A 19,409-nucleotide genomic window follows, 5' to 3' on the forward strand; every position below is an offset into this window, starting at 1 on the left:
TCAGGCCGCGGCTGCGCGCTGCAGTCGGTCCCGGACGCCTTCCCATTCGGGCCCGGATGGGGGCGTCTCCACCCAGATCAGCTTGACGCCTTCGGTGTCGAAGGCGCGCAGCACCGCGAAGAGCTGTTGCGCGGTGGCTGCCGCATCGTCCGGCATGCGCCGCTGCAGCACGCGCTGCGACCGGCTCTTGAGCGCGGTACGCGACCACACGGCGATGTGCGCTGCATTCGCGCCGAGCACGTCGAGCCCTGTCTGCAGCGCCTTGGCATCCATGAGGCGCACCTTGGCGCTGGGCGCGTAGTGCGCTTCGAGCGTTCCGGAGGCGCGCGGATCGGGCGTGGCGAGGTCTTCCTTGTCGCGCAGCGCTTCGCCGCACGCCGACTCGATCTGCCCGCGCGTGATGGCGCCGGGGCGCAGCAGCACGGGTGCGCCCCGGCTGCAATCCACGATGGTCGACTCGATGCCGACCTCGCACGGACCGCCGTCGATCACCAGGAGTTCGTCGCCGAATTCCTCCTGCACGTGCAGCGCCGTTGTCGGGCTCACGCGCCCGAAGCGGTTGGCGCTCGGCCCTGCGACGCCGTACACGCCCTGCCGGGCGCAAGCCGCGAGCAGCGCCTGCGCCACGGGATGCGATGGGCAGCGCAGGCCGATGGTGTCCTGCCCGCCCGCGGCGGCAGCGCCGACGCCGGGCTGGCGCGCCACGATCAAGGTGAGGGGTCCGGGCCAGAAGGCGCGCACCAGCTTTTGCGCGAACTCGGGAAGTGGCTGGGCGAATCGGGCCAAGGCCTCGGTGCCGGTCGCGCCGGCCGGCACATGCACGATCAGCGGATGGTCGCTCGGCCGGCCCTTGGCCGCAAAGATCCTCGCGACGGCGGCGTCGCTGCCCGCATCCGCGCCCAGGCCGTAGACGGTTTCGGTCGGAAAGGCGACCAGCCCACCATCGCCCAGGATCCGGGCGGCCTCGTCGATGGCTTCGGGCGTACGACCGTCGCGGATCATTCCGCTCACTCCGACAAGGGGATGGGCAGGCCCAGCAACGCCGCGGCAAAGTCCGCCGTGCTGCGAACCGCTTCGATACCGTCCCCGGTGATATTCAGGTGCCCCATCTTGCGGCCGCGACGCGCCTCGGTCTTGCCGTACAGGTGCAAGTGCGTGCCAGGCAGGGCGAGCACGTCGGCCCAGCGCGGCTCTTCCTGCACGTCGCTGTCGATGAACCACAGGTCGCCGAGCAGGTTGAGCATGATCGCGACGCTGTGCTGGCGCGGCGGATTCAGCGGCAGGCCCGCGAGCGTGCGCACCTGCAACTCGAACTGCGAGACGTCCGAGGCGTCCATCGACCAGTGGCCGCTGTTGTGCGGACGCGGCGCCATCTCGTTGACGACCAGCGAGCCATCGGACAACACGAAGAATTCGACGCACAGCACGCCGACGTAGCGGAGGCCTTCCGCGATTGAACGGGCCGCCGCCACGGCACGGCGCGCGGTCGATTCGGGCATGTTCTGCGGATGGACTTCGGTCACGGCGAGGATGCCGTCACGATGCAGATTGCGCTGCACCGGGAAATGCACCATGTGCCCGTCCACGCCCCGCGCGACGATCACCGAGCACTCGAAATCGAGCGGGAGCAGTTTCTCGAGCACGCACGGGACGCCACCGGCATCGGCCCAGGCCGCGGCCAGCTCGGCCTGCGTCGCCACGCGGCGCTGGCCCTTGCCGTCATAGCCGAGCCGGGCGGTCTTGAGGATCCCGGGGAGCAGGTTCGGCTGAACGGCCGCCAGGTGGTCGGCAGTCTCGATGACGGCGTAGGGAGCGCAATCGACGCCGCAGCGAACGAAATGGCCCTTCTCGCGGATGCGGTTCTGCGCGATCGCCACCGCATCGGCGCCGGGGGCCACCGGCCGCGCGATGGCGAGATGTTCGAGCGAAGGGGCCGGAACGTTCTCGAACTCGGTCGTGATGGCGTCGGCCAGCCCCGCGAGCCGCGCCAGGCCGTCCACGTCGGTGTAGTCGGTGTGGATGTGGTGATGGCTCACTCGCCCCGCAGGGCTGTCGGCATCGGGGTCGAGCACGGCGGTGAAATAACCCATGCGCTGGGCCGAGTGCACGAACATGCGGCCCAGCTGGCCGCCGCCGATCACGCCCAGCGTGGCGCCCGGCGGAATGGTGCTCACAGTGCGCCCCCACCCTGCGGCGAAAACGGTGATACCTCCGCGGACTCGACCGGCGGTAGTGTCATGGACTGGGCGGCCTGGGTCTGCTTTTCGCGGAAGGCGTCGAGCTGCGCGCGCAGCGTCGGGTTGCCCACCGCCAGCATCGCGACCGCGAACAGGGCCGCATTGGCCGCGCCCGCGTTGCCGATGGCGAAGGTGGCGACCGGCACGCCCTTGGGCATCTGCACGATGCTGTAGAGCGAATCCACCCCCTGGAGATGCCGGCTCGCGACCGGCACGCCGAGCACCGGCACCGTGGTCTTGGCCGCCAGCATGCCGGGCAGGTGGGCGGCCCCGCCGGCGCCTGCGATGATCGCCGCCAGCCCGCGCGGGGCGGCGCTTTCGGCGTAGGCGAACAATTCGTCGGGCATCCGATGCGCCGATACGACCCGGGCTTCGTGGGCGATGCCGAATTGCTGGAGAATCTCGACGGCGTTGCGCATCGTCTCCCAATCGGAGTTCGAGCCCATCACCACACCGACCTGAATTGCTTGCTTCATGGTTCGAATTTTACGTTTCACCCCCCACATCCAGCGATGATCGACATCACCCTCGAAAATTTCCAGACCGAGCTCATCGACGGCTCGATGACCACACCGGTGCTGCTCGACATCTGGGCCGAGTGGTGCGGCCCGTGCAAGCAGCTCGGCCCGGTGCTCGAAAAGCTCGAAGTCGAATACGCCGGCCGCTTCACGCTCGCCAAGCTCGACGCCGACAAGGTGCCCCAGATTTCGCAGCAGCTGAGCCAGATGTTCGGCGTGCGCAGCATCCCGTTTTGCGTGATGTTCAAGGAAGGGCAGCCGGTCGACGGCTTCGTCGGCGCGATTCCCGCCGACCAGATCCGCACCTTCCTCGACAAGCACGTGCCAGGCGCCGACGAGACCGAGGCACTGGAACAGGAAGAGTCCGCGCAGGCAGCGCTGGCCGAGGGCGACACCGTGGGCGCGCTCGAAAAGCTCCAGCATGCGGTCGCCACCGACCCGGCCAACGACGATGCGCGCTTCGACTACATCAAACTGCTGCTGCAGGAAGGCCGCATCGACGATGCCAAGGTGGCCTTCGCTCCGGTGATCGCCAAGACCACGATCGTGCGCCGCTTCGACTCACTGCAGCGCTGGATGGACGCGATCGATTTCGCGATGCCGGCGACGGGTGCCGCACCCGCGCTGGCCGATCTGGAGTCACGGATCGCGGCCAACAAGCGCGACTTCGATGCCCGCTTCGACCGCGCCCGCCTGCTCATGAGCGCCCAGCACTGGACGGACGCAATGGACGAACTGCTCGACATCCTGATGCGCGACAAGAGCTGGAACGAGGACCTGGCGCGCAAGACCTACATCGCCATCCTCGACATCATCGAGCCGCCGAAGGTCAAGGTGGCCGATGGCCAGATCCCGCCCGACGATCCGACGGTGGCCAGCTACAGGCGCCGTTTGAGCAGCGTGGTCCTGAGCTAGGGCGACCTCGCATACGATGCCGGGGTGAACAATCTGTTGCAGAAGGAAGACAGACCATGCGTTTTCGCCCCGCTGCCTTTTTCGCCGTAGTCCTGCTTGCCGCCGGAGTGGTGGCCGGATGCGGTAGCGGCATCAGCCTCGACGAAGCAATCGAAGGCCCGGTCTGGCGCCTCGAACAGCTTGGCGGGGAAACGGTCACGCCCAGCGGCGATCCCCAGCGCGATGCGCAGCTCCAGTTCGACCGGCGCAACAACCGCCTGAGCGGCTCGGGCGGTTGCAATCGCGTGACGGGGACTTTCGAGCGCAGCGGTAGCGCGCTCAAGATGAGCCAGTTGGCCTCGACGCGGATGGCGTGCGCCGATCCGGCACGCAGCGCCAGCGAAACGCAGTTCTTCGCAGCCTTGCAGGCCACGGCGAGCTATCGGATGCAGGGGCCTTCGCGTCTGTCGCTGCTCGATGGGAGCGGGCGGACGGTGGCGACGCTGAGCAGCGCCTCGACACGCTGAAGGCGCCGCCCTACCAGCGGCTCGGCAGCGGCCCCTTGACCTTCATCCGCCCCTGGCTCACTTCGATGTAGCCACCGACGGCCAAGTCTTTCAACAATCGACTGACCATCTCGCGCGAACACCCGATCTCGCTCGCGATGGCCTGATGCGTCAAGCGCTCCTCGATGCAGCGCGTTCCGTCGGGCTGCAGCTTGGCGCGCTCCTCGAGCAGCAGCTTCAGGCGGCCATAGACGTCCAGCAAAGCCATGCTGCGTGCGCTTTCCGTCGCCAGACGCGCGCGGCGGATCAGCCGCACGATCAGCGCCAGCGTGAACTCCCGATCCGCCCCGATGTGCTGCAGCACAGTTTCGCGCGTGACCACGGCGCAAACCGTCGGTTCGACCGCCTGCACGCTCGCGGATCGCGGGCCGCCGTCCAGCGACATCTCCCCGACGTACTCGCCGGGTCCGTGCAAGGCCAGCGTGACTTCGCGGCCTCGCGCATCGGCAAGAAAAGCCCGCAGCCGGCCGGACAGCACGATGTAGACGGAGCCGCCGGTGTCGCCCTCCTCGATCAGCATGGCGTGCGTCCGGTAGCGCCGCTGAACGCCGTGCTCCGCCAGCTTCTGCAACGGTGGCGGCAGCACGACTTCCGGGAGGTCGCCAATGGATGCGTGAGGAGCCATCCACTGAATATAAGCGCGCGCCCAGACCGCACGCGCTTGGGGTAAGTCGCTACTCGACCATCCGCAAGGCGGACACGATCTGCGGCATGCGCGACACGCGGTGGACGACCTCGCGGATGCTGCTACTGCCCGTCTTCTGGCGCACGTTCTTGATGTGAGTACGCACTGTGGACATCCGAATGCCTTCCAGGCAGGCGATCTCTTCGGCCCCGTGGCCGGCGCACAGCCGGGCCAGCACGTTCTGCTCGGCCCGTGTCAGGTGCCGGGCGCGCGCGAACATCTGCATCGTAAGCATCTCGCAGCCAGGGCGGCGGCTGCACATGACGAGCACGGTGTCGATGGTCGAGGCGCCATGCACGGCAGCGAGCGGGATGAAGGCCAGCGACAGCGTGTCGCCGTCGTGCTCGAGTTCGACGATGCCGCGGCAGTCGCGCTCCGCGTCCTTGAGCGCCTGGCGAACCTGTGACTGGGCTGCGGGGTTGCTGGCGCAGAGCATGCCGTCCCCGTTGCGCAGCATGTGGCCTGTCGTCAATTCGCGGCGGGCTGGGTAGTTGGCGTGCAGGATGCGGCCGGTCAGGTCGATCAGCAGCAGTCCGTGGTCGATTTCGTCTAGGACTCGGGCCAGCATGCCGGCCTGCAACGCGTCGGGTGGGCTCGCCGTGACGGGACTCCAATCCGAAACGTAACGGATCTGAAGGTCGGCTGTCGTTTCCATGGCGCTCTCCTCATTTGTAGGGATGCGCTCAGTTTGAAAGACGGCCGCCTTTGCGTGCGGTGACTATTGCCGGCGACTTTGTGATTTATTCACATCACCCCCCCGAGTGGGCTTGACTCAACCCGTCAGCCGTTGCAGCGCTTCGCGGTACTTGGCGGCCGTCTTCTCGATCACTTCAGCCGGCAGGCGCGGCGCGGGCGGGGTCTTGTCCCAGGGCTTGCCGTTGATCTTCGTGGCTTCGAGCCAGTCGCGCACGAACTGCTTGTCGTAGCTCGGCGGGTTGGTGCCGGCCGCGAGGGCGGCCTCGTAGCCCTCGACGGGCCAGTAGCGCGAGCTGTCGGGGGTGAGCACCTCGTCCATCAGCACCAGCGTGCCCGCCTCATCCAGGCCGAACTCGAACTTGGTGTCGGCGATGATCATCCCCTTGCCGAGCGCGATCTCGGCGGCCGCCTCGTAGATCGCAATGCTGGTCTCGCGGATCTGCTGCGCAAGCTTGGGGCCGACGATTTCCACCACCTTGTCGTAGCTGATGTTCTCGTCGTGCGCGCCCGCCTCCGCCTTGGCGGCGGGGGTGAAGATCGGCAGCGGCAGCTTGCTCGCGTTGGTGAGGCCCTCCGGCAGGGGCACGCCGCAGACGGCGCGGTTTTCCTGATATTCCTTCCAGCCGCTGCCTGCGAGATAGCCGCGAACGACTGCTTCCACGGGAATGGGCTTGAGTCGCTTGACAAGCATCGAGCGGTCCCTGACCTGCGGCACCTCCTCCGGCTTCACCACGCTTTCCGGCGCATCGCCGGTCAGGTGATTGGGGCACAGGTGGCCAAGCCGGTCGAACCACCACAGCGCCATCTGCGTGAGGATCACGCCCTTGCCCGGAATGGGCTCACCCATGATCACGTCGAAAGCGGAAAGGCGGTCGCTCGCGACCATCAGGATGCGGTCGTCGCCGACGGCATAGTTGTCGCGCACCTTGCCGCGCGCGAGCAGCGGAAGGCTCTGGATGGAGGAGGTGTGGACGGTGGTCATTGGGATGGCTGTGGAGCGGTGCGGTGGACGTCGGAGATTGTGCGCGCGGCAACACTCAGAAAAAAGCCACCGCGAAGGTGGCTTCTGCGTCGGATCGTCGGATCGAAGGGGTCAGACGACTTCTTGGATCAGTTCGCCCTTGGCGTACTTGGCGGCGACCACTTGCAGGTTGTCGCCCTTGATCTTCGGGCCCTGGCCTTCGCAGCCGAACTCGATGAAACGCTGCTTGCAGATCAGCCTGGCGGCTTCGCGCGCCGGCTTGAGCCATTCGCGGGCATCGAACTTCTCGGGATTCTCGGCCAGGAACTTGCGCACCGCGCCGGTCATTGCCAGGCGAATGTCGGTGTCGATGTTGATCTTGCGCACGCCGTGCTTGATGGCTTCCTGGATTTCCTCGACCGGCACGCCGTAGGTTTCCTTCATGTTGCCGCCGTACTGGCGAATGATCGCCAGCAGTTCCTGCGGCACGCTCGACGAGCCGTGCATCACCAGGTGGGTGTTGGGAATGCGGCGGTGGATTTCCTTGATGCGGTCGATCGCCAGGATGTCGCCGGTGGGCTTGCGGGTGAACTTGTAGGCGCCATGGCTGGTGCCGATGGCGATGGCCAGCGCGTCGATCTGCGTGCGCTTGACGAAGTCGGCGGCCTGCTCGGGGTCGGTCAGGAGTTGCTCGCGCGTCATCGTGGCATCGGTGCCGTGGCCGTCTTCCTTGTCGCCCTTCATGGTCTCCAGCGAACCGAGGCAGCCCAACTCGCCTTCGACAGTCACACCGTACTTGTGCGCCATGTCGGCGACCTTCTTGGTCACGTCGACGTTGTAGTCGTAGCTGGCGATGGTCTTGCCGTCGGCCTCGAGCGAGCCGTCCATCATCACGGAGCTGAAGCCGAGGTCGATGGCGCCCTTGCACACGTCCGGACTCTGGCCGTGGTCCTGGTGCATCACCAGCGGGATCGTCGGGTAGGCCTCGATCGCGGCCTGGATCAGGTGCTTGATAAAGGCTTCGCCCGCGTACTTGCGGGCCCCGGCGCTGGCTTGCAGGATGACCGGCGCGCCGACTTCCTTGGCGGCCTCCATCACGGCTTGCACCTGTTCGAGGTTGTTGACGTTGAACGCCGGAATGCCGTAGCCATTGGCGGCGGCGTGGTCGAGCAGTTCGCGCATCGAGACGAGAGCCATGGAAATACCTCGCGAAAATCTGGGGATGAATCGGGAAAAACTCCAACGATTCTACTAACCACCCCCGCGGACATCACCCCATGGCCTCAGAGACCGCTCCCGATTCGGGAAACACCGCGGAACCGGCTCGGCCGGGCCGCCGGTGTTGCCCCCGGCAGGGGGTAGGCGGCCACACGAAGTGGGCGAGCCTGGGGGCGAGTCAAGTGACTCTGCAGATCTTGAGCATGTTCGTGCCGCCCGGCGCGCCCATCGGCTCGCCGCAGGTGATGGCGTAGACATCGCCCTTCTGTACGATCCCGCGCTTCTTCAGGTGGGCCTCCGCCTGCTCCAGCGCCGTGTCGCGATCGCTTTCCGAATCCATCAGCAGCGGGCGGACGTTGCGGTAGAGCGCCATCTTGCGCTGCGTCGAGAGGCGCGAAGTCAGCGCATACATGGGAATGTGCGCCCGGTGGCGGCTCATCCACAGCGGCGTAGAGCCCGATTCCGTCAGCGCGACGATCGCCTTGGCGCCGAGATGATGGGCCGTGAACAGCGCGCCCATCGCGATCGACTGGTCGATGCGGCTGTACTTCTGGCCGGTGAAATCGGCGTCGAGCTGCAAATCCTCGGCGGCTTCGGCGGCTTCGCAGATGCGGCTCATTTCCTGCACGGTCTCCAGCGGATAGCGACCCGAGGCGGTCTCGGCCGAGAGCATCACGGCATCCGTGCCGTCGAGCACCGCGTTGGCCACGTCGCTGACCTCAGCGCGAGTGGGCACAGGATTGGTAATCATCGATTCCATCATCTGCGTGGCGGTGATGACGACCTTGTCCATCTCGCGGGCCATGCGGATCATCTTCTTCTGCAGCGCTGGCACGGCGGCATTGCCGACCTCGACGGCCAGATCGCCGCGCGCGACCATGATGCCGTCGCTCGCGCGCAGGATTTCCTCCAGCTTGGGAATCGCCTCGGCGCGCTCGATCTTGGCGATCATCCCGGGCTTGTGGCCGAATTCCGCGGCAGCCACATTGCAGAGCTGACGCGCCATTTCCATGTCGGTCGCGTTCTTCGGGAAGCTCACCGCCACATAGTCGGCCTGGAAGCTCATCGCGGTCTTGATGTCCTCCATGTCCTTGGCCGTCAGCGCCGGAGCCGTGAGGCCGCCGCCCTGCTTGTTGATGCCCTTGTTGTTGGAGAGATCGCCGCCAAGGCGGACGGTGGTGTGCACGGCATCGCCCTTCACGGCATCGACCGTGAGCACGATCAACCCGTCGTTCAGCAGCAGGCTGTCGCCGGGCTTCACGTCACGCGGGAGATCCTTGTAGTCCAGGCCGACCGCATCGATGTCGCCCGGTTCGGTGCGCGACGCGTCGAGCACGAATTTCGCGCCCGCCTCCAGGCGGACCTTGCCCTCGGCGAACTTGCCGACGCGGATCTTCGGACCCTGCAGGTCGGCCATGATCGCCACCTCGCGGCCGCTGCGGCGCGCGGCCTCGCGCACCATCAAGGCCCGATCGATGTGGTCCTGCGCCGTGCCGTGGCTGAAGTTGAGCCGCACCACGCTGACCTTGTGCTGAATCAGCTGCTCCACCAACTCGGGCGTACTCGACGCGGGTCCGAGCGTGGCGACGATCTTGGTGGCATGGCGGGGAAGGCGTGGCGTGCTCATTGAAGTCTCCGGTTTGTATTCCACACTGTATACACTTTGCCCGCCACCCGCCACCCATTTCTTCGGCGCCCCCTTCCGGAAACACCGCGGATCCGGCTCCGCCGGTCCGCCGGTGTTGCCCCCGGCAGGGGGTAGGCGTAGCGACACGAAGTGCGCGCGGCCTGGGGGCGAGCCCTATTCGGCGCGCTTGGCGAGGATTTCGAACGCCGGAAGCGTCTTGCCTTCGAGAACCTCGAGGAAGGCGCCCCCGCCGGTCGAGATATAGCCGATCTTGTCCTCGATGCCGTACTTGGCGATGGCCGCCAGCGTGTCGCCGCCGCCCGCGATCGAGAAAGCCTTGCTGTCGGCAATGGCGCGGGCGATGGTCTTCGTGCCGCTGGCGAAGGCATCGAACTCGAACACGCCGACCGGGCCGTTCCACACCACGGTGCCGGCTTCGCGCAATTGCGCGGCCAGCAGGTCGGCGGTCTTCGGGCCGATATCGAGGATGAGGTCGTCGTCGGCCACGTCGCTCGCGTCCTTCACCGTCGCGGGCGCATCGGCTGCGAAAGTCTTGGCCGTGACGACGTCCACCGGTATCGGCACCGCGGCGCCACGCGCGCGCATGACTTCGATGACGGCCTTGGCCTCGTCGAGCAGGTCGGGTTCCGCGAGCGACTTGCCGATCTTCAGGCCCCCCGCCAGCATGAAGGTGTTCGCGATGCCGCCGCCGACGATCAGCTGGTCGACCTTGTCGGCCAGGCTTTTGAGGATGGTGAGCTTGGTGCTGACCTTGGATCCCGCGACGATCGCGACCAGCGGCCGCTGCGGGTGGGCCAGTGCCTTGGTGATGGCGTCGATCTCAGCCGCCAGCAACGGACCGGCACAGGCAATCTTGGCGAACTGTGCGATGCCGTAGGTGGTGGCCTCGGCGCGGTGCGCGGTGCCGAAGGCGTCGTTCACGTAGATGTCCGTCAGAGCGGCGAGCTTGCGCGCAAGCGTCTCGTCGTTCTTCTTCTCGCCCTTGTTGAGGCGGCAGTTCTCGAGCAGCACGACCTGCCCGGGCGCCACCTGGACGCCATCGACCCAGTCGGCCACCAGCGGCACCTCGCGGCCCAGCAGTTCGCCCAGGCGCGCCGCGACGGGCGCGAGCGAATCCTCGGGCTTGAACTGGCCCTCGGTGGGCCGGCCCAGGTGCGACGTGACCATCACCGCGGCACCCGCATCGAGCGCCAGCTGGATGCACGGCACCGAGGCACGGATGCGCGTGTCCTCGGTGATGCGGCCCGCGTCGTCTTGCGGCACGTTGAGGTCGGCTCGGATGAACACGCGCTGGCCGGAGGCCTTGCCTTGCGCACAGAGGTCGGTGAATCGAAGAACGTTCATGGGGATAAGCGGATTGGATGCGGATGAAAGTGCCTCGACGGGCAGCAGCGGACATTGTAGGTATCGCTTGCTTTCAGGCGAGTGTCAGCCGGCGAGTCCAGGCTTCTGCACGAAGCCTTCCAGCAGTTCGACGAAGCTGGCGGCCGCCGGCGACAGCGAGCGCTTCGACGCACCGTACACGCACACCTCGCGGTGAAAGTCGGGCCGATCGAGCCGCACCATCTGCAACCCGTGCGCGCGCACCAGGGACGCGGAGTAGGTCGGGCAAACCGTGAGCCCCAGCCCGGAAGCGACCATGCCCAGCGCCGTGGTCATATAGGACACCTCCTGCGTCGTCGCCCGCAGCATGAATTCGCGCGCATCGGCCTCGAGTTCGGGCAGCACCCGCTGACGAAAGTCCCGCGTCGGCGCAATGAAGGTATAGGGCCCGAGTTCGCTCCAGCGCACCTTGCGGCGTCGCGCGAAGGGATGGTCGGGCGGACAGATCAGCCAATGGCGGTCGCGAAACAACGTGCGGCGCTCGATCGCGGCATCGACTGCCACGTCCTGCCCGACGGCCAGCTCCACCTCGCCCGACAGCACGCCGGCCAGCAGGTGCTCGGGCAGCGTGTCGGCCAGACGCACGTCGATGTCCGGATGGCGCTTGCGGTAGGCCGCGATCACGCGCGGCATCAGCGTGCAGGCCATGAGTTGCGGCGCGGCCAGGCGCAGCACGCCCCTCTTCTTGTCGCGCAGGTCGGTCACATCGGCCACCGCGCCTGCGAGGTCGACGAGCAGCCGCTGCACGGAGGGCTGGAACGCCCGCCCAGCCTCCGACAGCAGCACGCGCCGCGTGTGGCGGTCGAAGAGCTGCACGCCCATCTCTCGCTCCAGCTCACGCACCAGCACGCTCAGCGCCGATTGCGTGAGGTGCAGCGTCGCGGCGGCGGCCGTGAAGCTGCCGGTCTCGGCGACAGCAACGAAGGCGCGCAACTGTCGCAGGGTCAGATTCATGGCCTCAGTTCATCAATCAATGAATTTATTTCGATTGAATCATAAGAAGAACGACGGCCCAATCCCTCCCCAAGCCCCCTGATGGAGACAACCATGATCGCCGAGAACGCGCCTGCCGACTCGCCCCCCGTGCCCGTGCAGGGCCTGCACCACTTCGCCTGGCGCTGCCGCGACAGCGAGGAAACCCGCCGCTTCTACGAGGACCTGCTGGGCCTGCCGCTGACGCACGTGATCAAGAGCGACCACGTGCCGAGCACCGGCGAGCACTGCCCCTACGTGCACATCTTCTTCCAGATGCGCGACGGCTCGCACATCGCGTTCTTCGACCTTGGCGACGACGTCGCCGCGCTGCCCTCGCCCAATACACCGGCGTGGGTCAACCACATCGCGTTGCGCGTCGGTTCGGTCGAGGAGCTGATGGCGGCCAAGATGCGCCTCGAAGCGGCCGGTGTCGAAGTGCTGGGGCCGACGGACCACCACATCATCGAGTCGATCTACTTCTTCGACCCGAACGGCATCCGGCTCGAACTCACCACGCCCACGGCGTCCAAGGCGGAGATGGCCGCCCACGCGCAGCGAGCACGCGCCGAGCTGGACGCCTGGACGGTCCGCAAGGCCGAACTGCGGAAGGCGACGAACCATGGCTGACTTGCAACTCGCGGTCATCGACGTCAAGCCCGGCGCCGCGCTGGAGAGCCAGTCGGGCCTGCAGATGCTGCGCCCGCGCATCTACGGCGCGTATCGCGCGCCGAGCGGCCCGAAGAAGGTCGCGGCGATCGTGATGCACCCCACGAGCAACTTCATGGGCCACTACCTGATCGGCCCGCTGGCCGAGCGCGGCATCTGCTGCATGGGCCTGAACTCGCGCTACATGGGCAACGACACGGTGCTGCTGATGGAACGCGCCATCCAGGACCTGGGCGCCGGCGTGCAGTTCCTACGGGCGGCGGGCTACGAGAAGGTGGTGCTGATCGGCAACTCGGGTGGCGCCGCATTGGCGAGCTTCTACCAGTCGCAGGCAGAGAACCTCACGGCGCACCACTTCCCCGACGGCGATCCGACGCACCTGCACCGAGACGACCTGCCGCCGGTGGACGGCATCGCGCTATGCGCGGCGCACCAGGGTCGTTCGAAGCTGATGCGGGACTGGATCGATCCCTCCGTCACCGACGAGCACGAACCGATGTCCGTGGACCCCGATCTGGATATGTACGACGCGCGCCACGAAGTGCCCTACATCGCCGACTTCCTCGCACGCTTCAGTGCGGCCCAGAAGGCGCGCCTCGACCGCATCGAGCAATGGGCACTGGAGCGGCTGCGCCAGTTGCGCAGCACGCCGGGCGCGCCACGCGACCAGGCCTTCGTCGTCTACCGCACGCATGCCGATCCGCGCTGCGTGGACCTGTCGATCGACGCTAACGACCGCGCACCCGGCAGCGTCTGGGGCGATGCGCGGCAGGTGAACTACTCGGCCAACGCGATGGGCCGCACGACCTCACTGACGGCCTTCCTCTCGCAATGGTCCTCGCGCTCGCAGGCCGATGGACCATCGAATCTCGCACGCACGACGGTGCCCAAGCTGCTGCTGACCTACACCGGCGACCAGTCGACCTTTCCGAGCACGCGCGACGCGTGGATGGCGGCGGGCGGCGAGCGCATCCGCAACGTCGACATCGTCGGCGGCAACCACTACCTCGCCGGCCAGCCGGAACTGGTGCTGCGCGCGGCCGATGCGGTCGCCGAGTGGGCGCACGCGCTATGAGCACGTTGAAGACACCAATGGAAAGCTACACCTTCGCACCCGAGTACCAGCTGCCGCATTGGCCCTTCGTTCCTCCGCCCGAGCTGGACAACGATGCCGTCGTGCGCCATCCGATCGTGATCGTCGGCGCAGGCCCGGCAGGGCTCACGCTCGCCTGCGACCTCGCCCGGCGCGGCGTGCACGCGGTGCTGCTCGACGAGGACGACACAGTCGGCGTGCGCGGCGCCTCGTCGCGCGGCATCTGCTACGCGCAGAAGAGCCTGGAAATCTTCGCGCGCCTCGGCATCTACGAGCGCATCGCGGAGAAGGGCATCACGTGGTCCTTCGGCCGCACCTTCTCCGGCGAGCAGGAGGTCTACAACTTCAACCTGAAAACCGACAGCGTCTCGGTGCAGCCGCCCTTCATCAACCTTCAGCAGTTCTACGTCGAGTGGTTCCTGGTCGACCGCATCCTCGAACTCGGCCTGACCGACCTGCGGTGGAAAAGCAGAGTGACGCAGGTGACGCCGCTCGTCGACGGGGTGCGCGTGCAAGTGGAAACGCCCGCCGGCAGCTACACCATCGAAGCCGATCACCTCATCGACGCCACGGGCGCCAACAGCCCGATCCGCACCCAGCTCGGTATCGACGCGCACCCGTCGCGCAGCACCGACCGCTGGTGCATCAGCGACGTGCGCTTCAAGAAGCCACTGCCGACGGAACGCTGGACCTGGGTCGACGCGCCCTTCAACGAAGGCCGCGCCGTCTGGCAGCACCTGATGGGCGATGGCGTCTGGCGCATCGACTACCAGATGCCCGAGGACTGCGACACCGCCCACATCAGCAGGCCCGAAGTGGCCGGTGCACGCCTGCGCGAGCAACTCGGGCCGGGCGTGGAATTCGAGTTCGTCTGGATTGGGCCGTATGGCTATCGCGATCACCTGCTCGACGACTTCCGGCATGGCCGCATCCTCTTTATCGGTGACGCGGCTCACGTCGTGAGCCCCTTCGGCGCGCGCGGCGGCAACAGCGGCATCCAGGACGCGGCGAATCTCGGCTGGAAGCTGGCGCTGGTCGCGCGGGGGCTGGCCGGCGACGCGCTGCTCGATACCTACGATGCGGAGCGACGTCCTGCGGCAGCGGAAAACCTCCGCGTCACCAGCCGCTCGGCGCGTTTTCTCGCGCCGCGCTCGCCGGCCGAGCACACGCTGCGGCGCGCGGTGGTCTCGCTCGCATCGCGCCACGCCTTCGCGCGAGCGCTGGTGAATACGGGTCGCATGTCGGTGGCCAACGAGTACCCCACGGCGGCTCATCTGCCCGAAGGCGGTCGGACTGTGCAGAACCTGCCGCTACGCCGGCTCGACGGCAGGCCGACCACGTTGATGGAACTGCTGGCCGATGGCACGCAGTGCCTCGGCCTCTGGTTCGCGCCGACGCGCGCCCAGATCGCGGCAGCAGCGGACATGACGCCCTCACTGCCGCTTCGGCTCGTGGCCATCGGCGGCGACAGCGGCTTGCCCACCCTGCAACCCGACGAACTTCTCGCGCGCCATCTCGGCAACCCGGCGGCCGGCAGCCTGTGCCTCGTCCGCCCGGACGCCTACCGGGCCGCGCTGCTGAACGACCCCACGCCTGCATCGATTTCGGCTGCGGTCCACGCCGCTCTGGCGCATCGCTGAGAAAGGACGGACACCCACATGATCACCGAGCCCCACATCCCCGATCCCGACGGCTTCTACGCGGCCTGGATCAGCGCCGTCGAGGGATTGACCGAATCGCAGAGCGCCGACTTCAACGCCCGCCTCGTGCTGCTGCTGGCCAACCAGTGCGGCGACCAGGCCGTGCTGCTGGATTGCATCGCCGCCGCGCGCGAGAGCGGCGAGCCCTCCCACCCCACGACAAAAAGCCCCGCATGAACGCATCCGTCTCCTTCGCCTCCGCCTCCGACACCCGCGAGCAGAAACCGCAAGTGCGAGAACTCGCGCCCCACGTGTACGGCTACATCAGCGACTTCGACCCCAACTGCGGCTTCATCGTCGGTGACGAGCACGTGGTGCTGATCGACACCCGGCCGACGCCGCGCATGGCGCGCGACTTCATGGCCGACATCCGTACCGTCACCGACAAGCCGATCAAGTTCATCGTCCTCACGCATTACCACGCGGTGCGCGTGATGGGCGCGAGCGCCTTCGACGAGGTGCAGGCCATCATCGCCAGCCAGGGCACGCTCGACTGGGTGCGCGAACGCGGGCAGGCCGACTTCGATTCGGAGGTCGGCCGCTTTCCGCGCCTCTTCGCCGGCGTCGAGGAGATCCCCGGCCTCACCGTGCCGACCCTGAGCTTCGAGCGCGAGATGAGTCTCTGGCTCGGCGCGCGCGAAGTGCGGCTGATGTGCCTCGGCCGCGGCCACTCGGGCGGCGACACGGTGGCGTGGCTGCCCGACTGCGGCGTGCTGTTCTCCGGCGACGTGGTGGAGAACCACTGCGGCGTCTACGCCGGCGATGCCTACATCCAGGACTGGGCGGGCACGCTCGACGCCGTCGCCGCACTGAAGCCCGAAGTGCTCGTGCCCGGTCGCGGCGCGGTGCTGAAGGGCACGACGGCATGCGCCGAAGCCGTCGAACTCACGAAGGCCTTCCTCTCGACCCTGCTCGCCAGCGTGCGTTCGGGCATCGACGCGGGCGACAGCCTGCGCGGCTGCTTCGAGCGCGCCGAGCGGGCGATGAAGCCGCGCTTCGGCGAGTGGCCCGTGTTCCAGCACGTGCTGCCCTTCGATGTGTCGCGCGCCTATGACGAACTGCGCGGGATCGAGCATCCGGTCGTGTGGACCGCGGAGCGCGACCGCGAGCTGTGGCAGGTCCTGCGCGGCTGATCCTTATTTTTCAACCCCGGAGACAAACCGATGAAACGATTCCTGCAACTGCTCGCCGCCTGCCTCACGCTCGCGGTGACCAGTCACGCACCCGCGCAGACCGCGTACCCCAGCCAGCCCGTGCGCTGGATCGTTCCCTACGTCGCCGGCGGCGGAACGGACAATCTCGCGCGTTCCCTCGCCGAAGCGATGCAACCCTCGCTCGGCCAGCCGATCGTCATCGACAACCGCCCCGGCGCCTCGACCAACATCGGCGTGTCGGTGCTGATGCAGGCGAAGCCCGATGGCTACACGATCATGCAGGCCGAGAACGCGGCGCTGCTGTTCAACGAGCATATGTTCGCCAAGCTGCCCTACAAGCCGGCAACCGACTTCACCTACATCGGCACCATCGGCCGCTTCCCGGTGGCCCTGGTCGTGCATCCGGACTTTCCGGCAAAGACGGTCGCGGAATTCGTGGGTTACGTGAAGGCGAATCCCGACAAGGTGAGCTACGCCTCCCCCGGCAATGGCTCGCCGCATCACATGGCGATGGAGCTCTTCAAGCAGAAGGCCGGCATCAGCATCCAGCACGTGCCCTACAAGGGCGCCGCGCCGGCCATGACCGACATCATGGGCGGGCAGGTGCCGACCATGATGCTGGACCTCGCCTCGGGCCTGCCGATCATCAAGTCGGGCAAGGTGCGCGTGCTGGCGATTGCGCTGCCGCAGCGGGCCAGCGCGCTGCCTGATGTGCCGACCTTCTCCGAGCTGGGCTACAAGGACGTCAACGCCTACGCCTTCCACGGCCTCATCGGCCCGGCCGGCATGCCGCCGGAAGCCGTGAACCGCATCAACGCCGAACTGAAGAAGGCCATGCTGGCACCCAAGGTGGTGAAGCTGTTCTCGGAATTCGGCTTCGAGGCCCTGCCTGGAACACCGCAGGATTTCTACAGGCTGTCGCGGGCGGAGAGTGATCGCTGGGGCCAGATCATCAAGACGGCCGGCGTGCAGTTGGACTGACTACCAGCCCAGACCCAAGTGCAGCGGGAGATAGACCGCCATCCCCGCCAGCATCGTCCCGAGCACGCCACGCCGCCAGAAGAAATAGGCGGCGCCCGCTGCCGCGGCATAGAGGCGGGCGTCGCGGAAGGTCGAGATCAGGTGGCCCTGCGTCATGACGATCTCGGGAATGATCACCGCCGCCAACGCGGCCACCGGCGCGTAGTGCAACGCGCGGTGCGCCCACTCGGGCAGGCCCCAAGGGCGGTCGAGGATGAAGAAGAAGCAGCGCGTGAGCACGGTGACGCCGGCCAGGCCGACGATGACGGCGAGCGTCCACAGATCGGTTTCTCCTCCGTGACTCATTTGTCGTCCTCCGCGTCCGGATCCAGCCCGAACTGCTTCTCGAGCCAGAAGCACAGCAGCACGGCGACACCGATGCCGGCGACGATGTTCAGCTTGAGCGGCAATGCGTACGCGGCCACGGCCGTGACGCCCGCGATCAACGCGGCCAGCACGCGAAGGCGCGTCGTCGCCATGGAGCACACGATGGCGACCAGGCTCAGCACGCCGGCGAAGCCCAGCCCCCAACTCTGCGGAATCATGTTCGCGAGCAGAATGCCGAGCAGGCTCATGCTCATCCAGGCGCACCACGTCACGAAATAGTTGCCCGTGAGGTAGGCCTCCTGCGATCGCATCTCGGCCTCGGTCGTGGGCGGTTGCGCATATCGGCGGGTGAACAGCGCATAGCTCATGTCGGCCGTGAGGTAGCCGTGCATCATGCGGCGCCAGCGCGGCATGTGCATGAGGTAGGGACGCAGGTGCAGGCTGAAGACGACGAAGCGCAGGTTGACGCAGAAGCCCGTCGCCAGCACGACCCAGGCCGGCGCGCCGGCGATCAGCAGCGGAATCGCCGCCAGCTGCGAACTGCCGGCGTAGACCAGCAGGGTCATCGCGATGGCCTCGAACACGCTCATGCCCGACTTGAGCATGGCCACCCCGGTCATGAGGCCCCAGGCGCCGATGCCGACAGCGACGGAGGACATCTCGCGCACGCCTTGGCCGAACTCCGGCTGGCGACGGATCGACGATGAAAGAAACATCAGCCGAAGACCTGGCCGGCCTTCACGTCGAAGCCGCGCAGGAAATCGGCGACCCGCAAGCGCTTGCCGCCCGCGCGCTGCAACTCGGTGAGCGTGACGATGGAGTGCTTGGCGGCCACGGCAATGCCGGAAGGCGTGACGGCGAGCACCGTGCCGGGTGCTTCGGAGGGCGTGCCCGCCTGGGCCTCGGCAGCCCAGAGCTTGACGGTCTCGCCGTCGAGCGCGCTGCTGGCGCCGGGGAAGGGGTCGAAGGCACGGATGCGACGCACGATCGAGGCGGCATCCTGCGTCCAGTCGACCTGGGCCTCGCTCTTCTCGACCTTGTGGGCGTAGGTCACGCCTTCGGTGGGCTGGGGTTCTGCATGCAGCGTGCCGGCCTCGGCCTGATGCAGCGCGTCGATGATCATTCTCCCGCCGAGTGCCGCCAGGCGGTCGTGCAGGCGGGCGGTGGTGTCCTCGCCGATCGGCAGCGATTCGCGCAGCAGCATGTCGCCGGTGTCGAGGCCGGCGTCCATCTGCATGATGGTCACGCCGGTTTCGGCGTCGCCGGCTTCGATCGCGCGGTGGATGGGCGCGGCGCCGCGCCAGCGCGGCAGGAGGCTCGCATGGATGTTCAGGCAGCCGAGGCGCGGCGCGTCAAGCACCCATTGGGGCAGGATCAGGCCGTAGGCCGCAACGACCATCACGTCGGCCTTCGCGTCGGCGATGGCGTCACGCGCGGCAGCGGCGTCTTCGGGGTACTTGCCATCCAGCCGCAGGCTGCGCGGCTGCGCGACGGGCCAGCCGAAGCCGACGGCGAACTGCTTGACGGGCGAAGCCTGCAGCTTCATGCCGCGGCCGGCTGGCCGATCGGGCTGAGTCAGCACCAGGACGACCTCGAAACCGGCCCCGGCCATCGCCTCCAGCGCGACACGCGCGAACTCGGGCGTACCCGCAAACACCACCCTCATGC

The 19,409-nt window shown here is 67.4% G+C and carries 21 protein-coding genes; 8 read left to right on the forward strand and 13 right to left on the reverse strand.

Annotated elements, in window-relative coordinates; genetic code table 11:
- Genes QTI04_RS19300 through purE form a run of 3 tightly spaced genes read right to left on the reverse strand, consistent with a single transcriptional unit; the run spans nt 1 to nt 2,713 of the window.
- Nucleotides 1-1,002, reverse strand: coding sequence for an L-threonylcarbamoyladenylate synthase (locus QTI04_RS19300; protein WP_286617083.1), 1,002 nt, complete (start codon nt 1,000-1,002; stop codon nt 1-3).
- 5 nt (nt 1,003-1,007) lie between these two features.
- Nucleotides 1,008-2,174: a 5-(carboxyamino)imidazole ribonucleotide synthase gene (locus QTI04_RS19305; protein WP_286617085.1), complete on the reverse strand. Its 1,167-nt coding sequence runs from the start codon at nt 2,172-2,174 to the stop codon at nt 1,008-1,010.
- Nucleotides 2,171-2,713 (reverse strand): 5-(carboxyamino)imidazole ribonucleotide mutase, encoded by a 543-nt coding sequence (gene purE / locus QTI04_RS19310; RefSeq protein ID WP_286600172.1) that lies wholly within the window; start codon nt 2,711-2,713, stop codon nt 2,171-2,173. The genes QTI04_RS19305 and purE overlap by 4 nt, the downstream gene beginning before the upstream one ends.
- Before the next feature lie 36 nt (nt 2,714-2,749).
- On the opposite strand from purE, the gene QTI04_RS19315 reads away from it, so the two are divergent.
- Together QTI04_RS19315 and QTI04_RS19320 are read left to right on the forward strand one after the other, a co-directional pair.
- Nucleotides 2,750-3,670 (forward strand): tetratricopeptide repeat protein, encoded by a 921-nt coding sequence (locus tag QTI04_RS19315; protein WP_286600173.1) that lies wholly within the window; start codon nt 2,750-2,752, stop codon nt 3,668-3,670.
- A 56-nt stretch (nt 3,671-3,726) separates the two neighbouring features.
- Nucleotides 3,727-4,176 carry an META domain-containing protein gene (locus tag QTI04_RS19320; RefSeq protein ID WP_286617087.1) on the forward strand — a complete coding sequence of 150 codons (450 nt, stop codon included), beginning with the start codon at nt 3,727-3,729 and terminating at the stop codon, nt 4,174-4,176.
- 10 nt (nt 4,177-4,186) lie between these two features.
- Here QTI04_RS19320 and QTI04_RS19325 read toward each other — a convergent pair whose 3' ends face one another.
- The 7 genes from QTI04_RS19325 to QTI04_RS19355 all read right to left on the reverse strand — a co-directional run bounded on the left by QTI04_RS19325 (nt 4,187) and on the right by QTI04_RS19355 (nt 11,760).
- Nucleotides 4,187-4,840 carry a Crp/Fnr family transcriptional regulator gene (locus QTI04_RS19325; protein ID WP_286600176.1) on the reverse strand — a complete coding sequence of 218 codons (654 nt, stop codon included), beginning with the start codon at nt 4,838-4,840 and terminating at the stop codon, nt 4,187-4,189.
- A gap of 49 nt (nt 4,841-4,889) precedes the next feature.
- Nucleotides 4,890-5,555 carry a helix-turn-helix transcriptional regulator gene (locus tag QTI04_RS19330; RefSeq protein WP_286617088.1) on the reverse strand — a complete coding sequence of 222 codons (666 nt, stop codon included), beginning with the start codon at nt 5,553-5,555 and terminating at the stop codon, nt 4,890-4,892.
- 117 nt (nt 5,556-5,672) lie between these two features.
- A complete protein-coding gene (locus tag QTI04_RS19335; RefSeq protein ID WP_286600180.1) occupies nt 5,673-6,578 on the reverse strand; it encodes a phosphoribosylaminoimidazolesuccinocarboxamide synthase in 906 nt (301 codons plus the stop codon).
- 111 nt (nt 6,579-6,689) lie between these two features.
- The gene (gene fba, locus QTI04_RS19340) at nt 6,690-7,754 is read right to left on the reverse strand and encodes a class II fructose-bisphosphate aldolase (RefSeq protein WP_286617089.1); all 1,065 of its coding nucleotides are present in this window, start codon (nt 7,752-7,754) and stop codon (nt 6,690-6,692) included.
- Nucleotides 7,755-7,953: 199 nt separating this feature from the next.
- Entirely contained in the window at nt 7,954-9,402 is a 1,449-nt protein-coding gene (pyk, locus tag QTI04_RS19345; RefSeq protein WP_286600183.1) for a pyruvate kinase, read from the reverse strand.
- 174 nt (nt 9,403-9,576) lie between these two features.
- Complete coding sequence (locus QTI04_RS19350) at nt 9,577-10,767, reverse strand: phosphoglycerate kinase (RefSeq protein ID WP_286617091.1); 1,191 nt, start codon at nt 10,765-10,767, stop codon at nt 9,577-9,579.
- 84 nt (nt 10,768-10,851) lie between these two features.
- Nucleotides 10,852-11,760: a LysR family transcriptional regulator gene (locus QTI04_RS19355; protein WP_286617092.1), complete on the reverse strand. Its 909-nt coding sequence runs from the start codon at nt 11,758-11,760 to the stop codon at nt 10,852-10,854.
- A gap of 93 nt (nt 11,761-11,853) precedes the next feature.
- Between QTI04_RS19355 and QTI04_RS19360 the strand changes: the two genes are divergently transcribed.
- From QTI04_RS19360 to QTI04_RS19385, 6 genes are read left to right on the forward strand one after another with little or no spacing between them, the layout of a single operon-like run.
- On the forward strand, nt 11,854-12,408 hold the full coding sequence (locus QTI04_RS19360) for a VOC family protein (protein ID WP_286600186.1): 555 nt from the start codon (nt 11,854-11,856) through the stop codon (nt 12,406-12,408).
- A complete protein-coding gene (locus tag QTI04_RS19365) occupies nt 12,401-13,522 on the forward strand; it encodes a S9 family peptidase (protein WP_286617094.1) in 1,122 nt (373 codons plus the stop codon). Before QTI04_RS19360 ends, QTI04_RS19365 begins: the two co-directional genes overlap by 8 nt.
- 17 nt (nt 13,523-13,539) lie before the next feature.
- Nucleotides 13,540-15,180: an FAD-dependent oxidoreductase gene (locus QTI04_RS19370; RefSeq protein ID WP_286617095.1), complete on the forward strand. Its 1,641-nt coding sequence runs from the start codon at nt 13,540-13,542 to the stop codon at nt 15,178-15,180.
- An 18-nt stretch (nt 15,181-15,198) separates the two neighbouring features.
- Nucleotides 15,199-15,417, forward strand: coding sequence for a DUF2783 domain-containing protein (locus QTI04_RS19375; RefSeq protein WP_286600191.1), 219 nt, complete (start codon nt 15,199-15,201; stop codon nt 15,415-15,417).
- Nucleotides 15,414-16,373, forward strand: coding sequence for an MBL fold metallo-hydrolase (locus QTI04_RS19380; RefSeq protein WP_286617097.1), 960 nt, complete (start codon nt 15,414-15,416; stop codon nt 16,371-16,373). The genes QTI04_RS19375 and QTI04_RS19380 overlap by 4 nt, the downstream gene beginning before the upstream one ends.
- Before the next feature lie 30 nt (nt 16,374-16,403).
- Nucleotides 16,404-17,375: a tripartite tricarboxylate transporter substrate binding protein gene (locus tag QTI04_RS19385; RefSeq protein ID WP_286617099.1), complete on the forward strand. Its 972-nt coding sequence runs from the start codon at nt 16,404-16,406 to the stop codon at nt 17,373-17,375.
- Here the strand turns inward: QTI04_RS19385 and QTI04_RS19390 are convergent, their stop codons facing one another.
- The 3 genes from QTI04_RS19390 to fmt are packed head-to-tail and all read right to left on the reverse strand — an operon-like array spanning nt 17,376 to nt 19,407.
- Complete coding sequence (locus tag QTI04_RS19390; protein WP_286600195.1) at nt 17,376-17,720, reverse strand: AzlD domain-containing protein; 345 nt, start codon at nt 17,718-17,720, stop codon at nt 17,376-17,378.
- A complete protein-coding gene (locus QTI04_RS19395; protein ID WP_286600196.1) occupies nt 17,717-18,457 on the reverse strand; it encodes an AzlC family ABC transporter permease in 741 nt (246 codons plus the stop codon). Before QTI04_RS19395 ends, QTI04_RS19390 begins: the two co-directional genes overlap by 4 nt.
- Nucleotides 18,457-19,407 (reverse strand): methionyl-tRNA formyltransferase, encoded by a 951-nt coding sequence (fmt, locus tag QTI04_RS19400; protein ID WP_286617101.1) that lies wholly within the window; start codon nt 19,405-19,407, stop codon nt 18,457-18,459. Before fmt ends, QTI04_RS19395 begins: the two co-directional genes overlap by 1 nt.
- Between the last annotated feature and the right edge of the window lie 2 nt (nt 19,408-19,409).

It is taken from the genome of Variovorax sp. J22R115 (assembly GCF_030317005.1).
In the GTDB taxonomy this organism is placed as follows: domain Bacteria; phylum Pseudomonadota; class Gammaproteobacteria; order Burkholderiales; family Burkholderiaceae_C; genus Variovorax.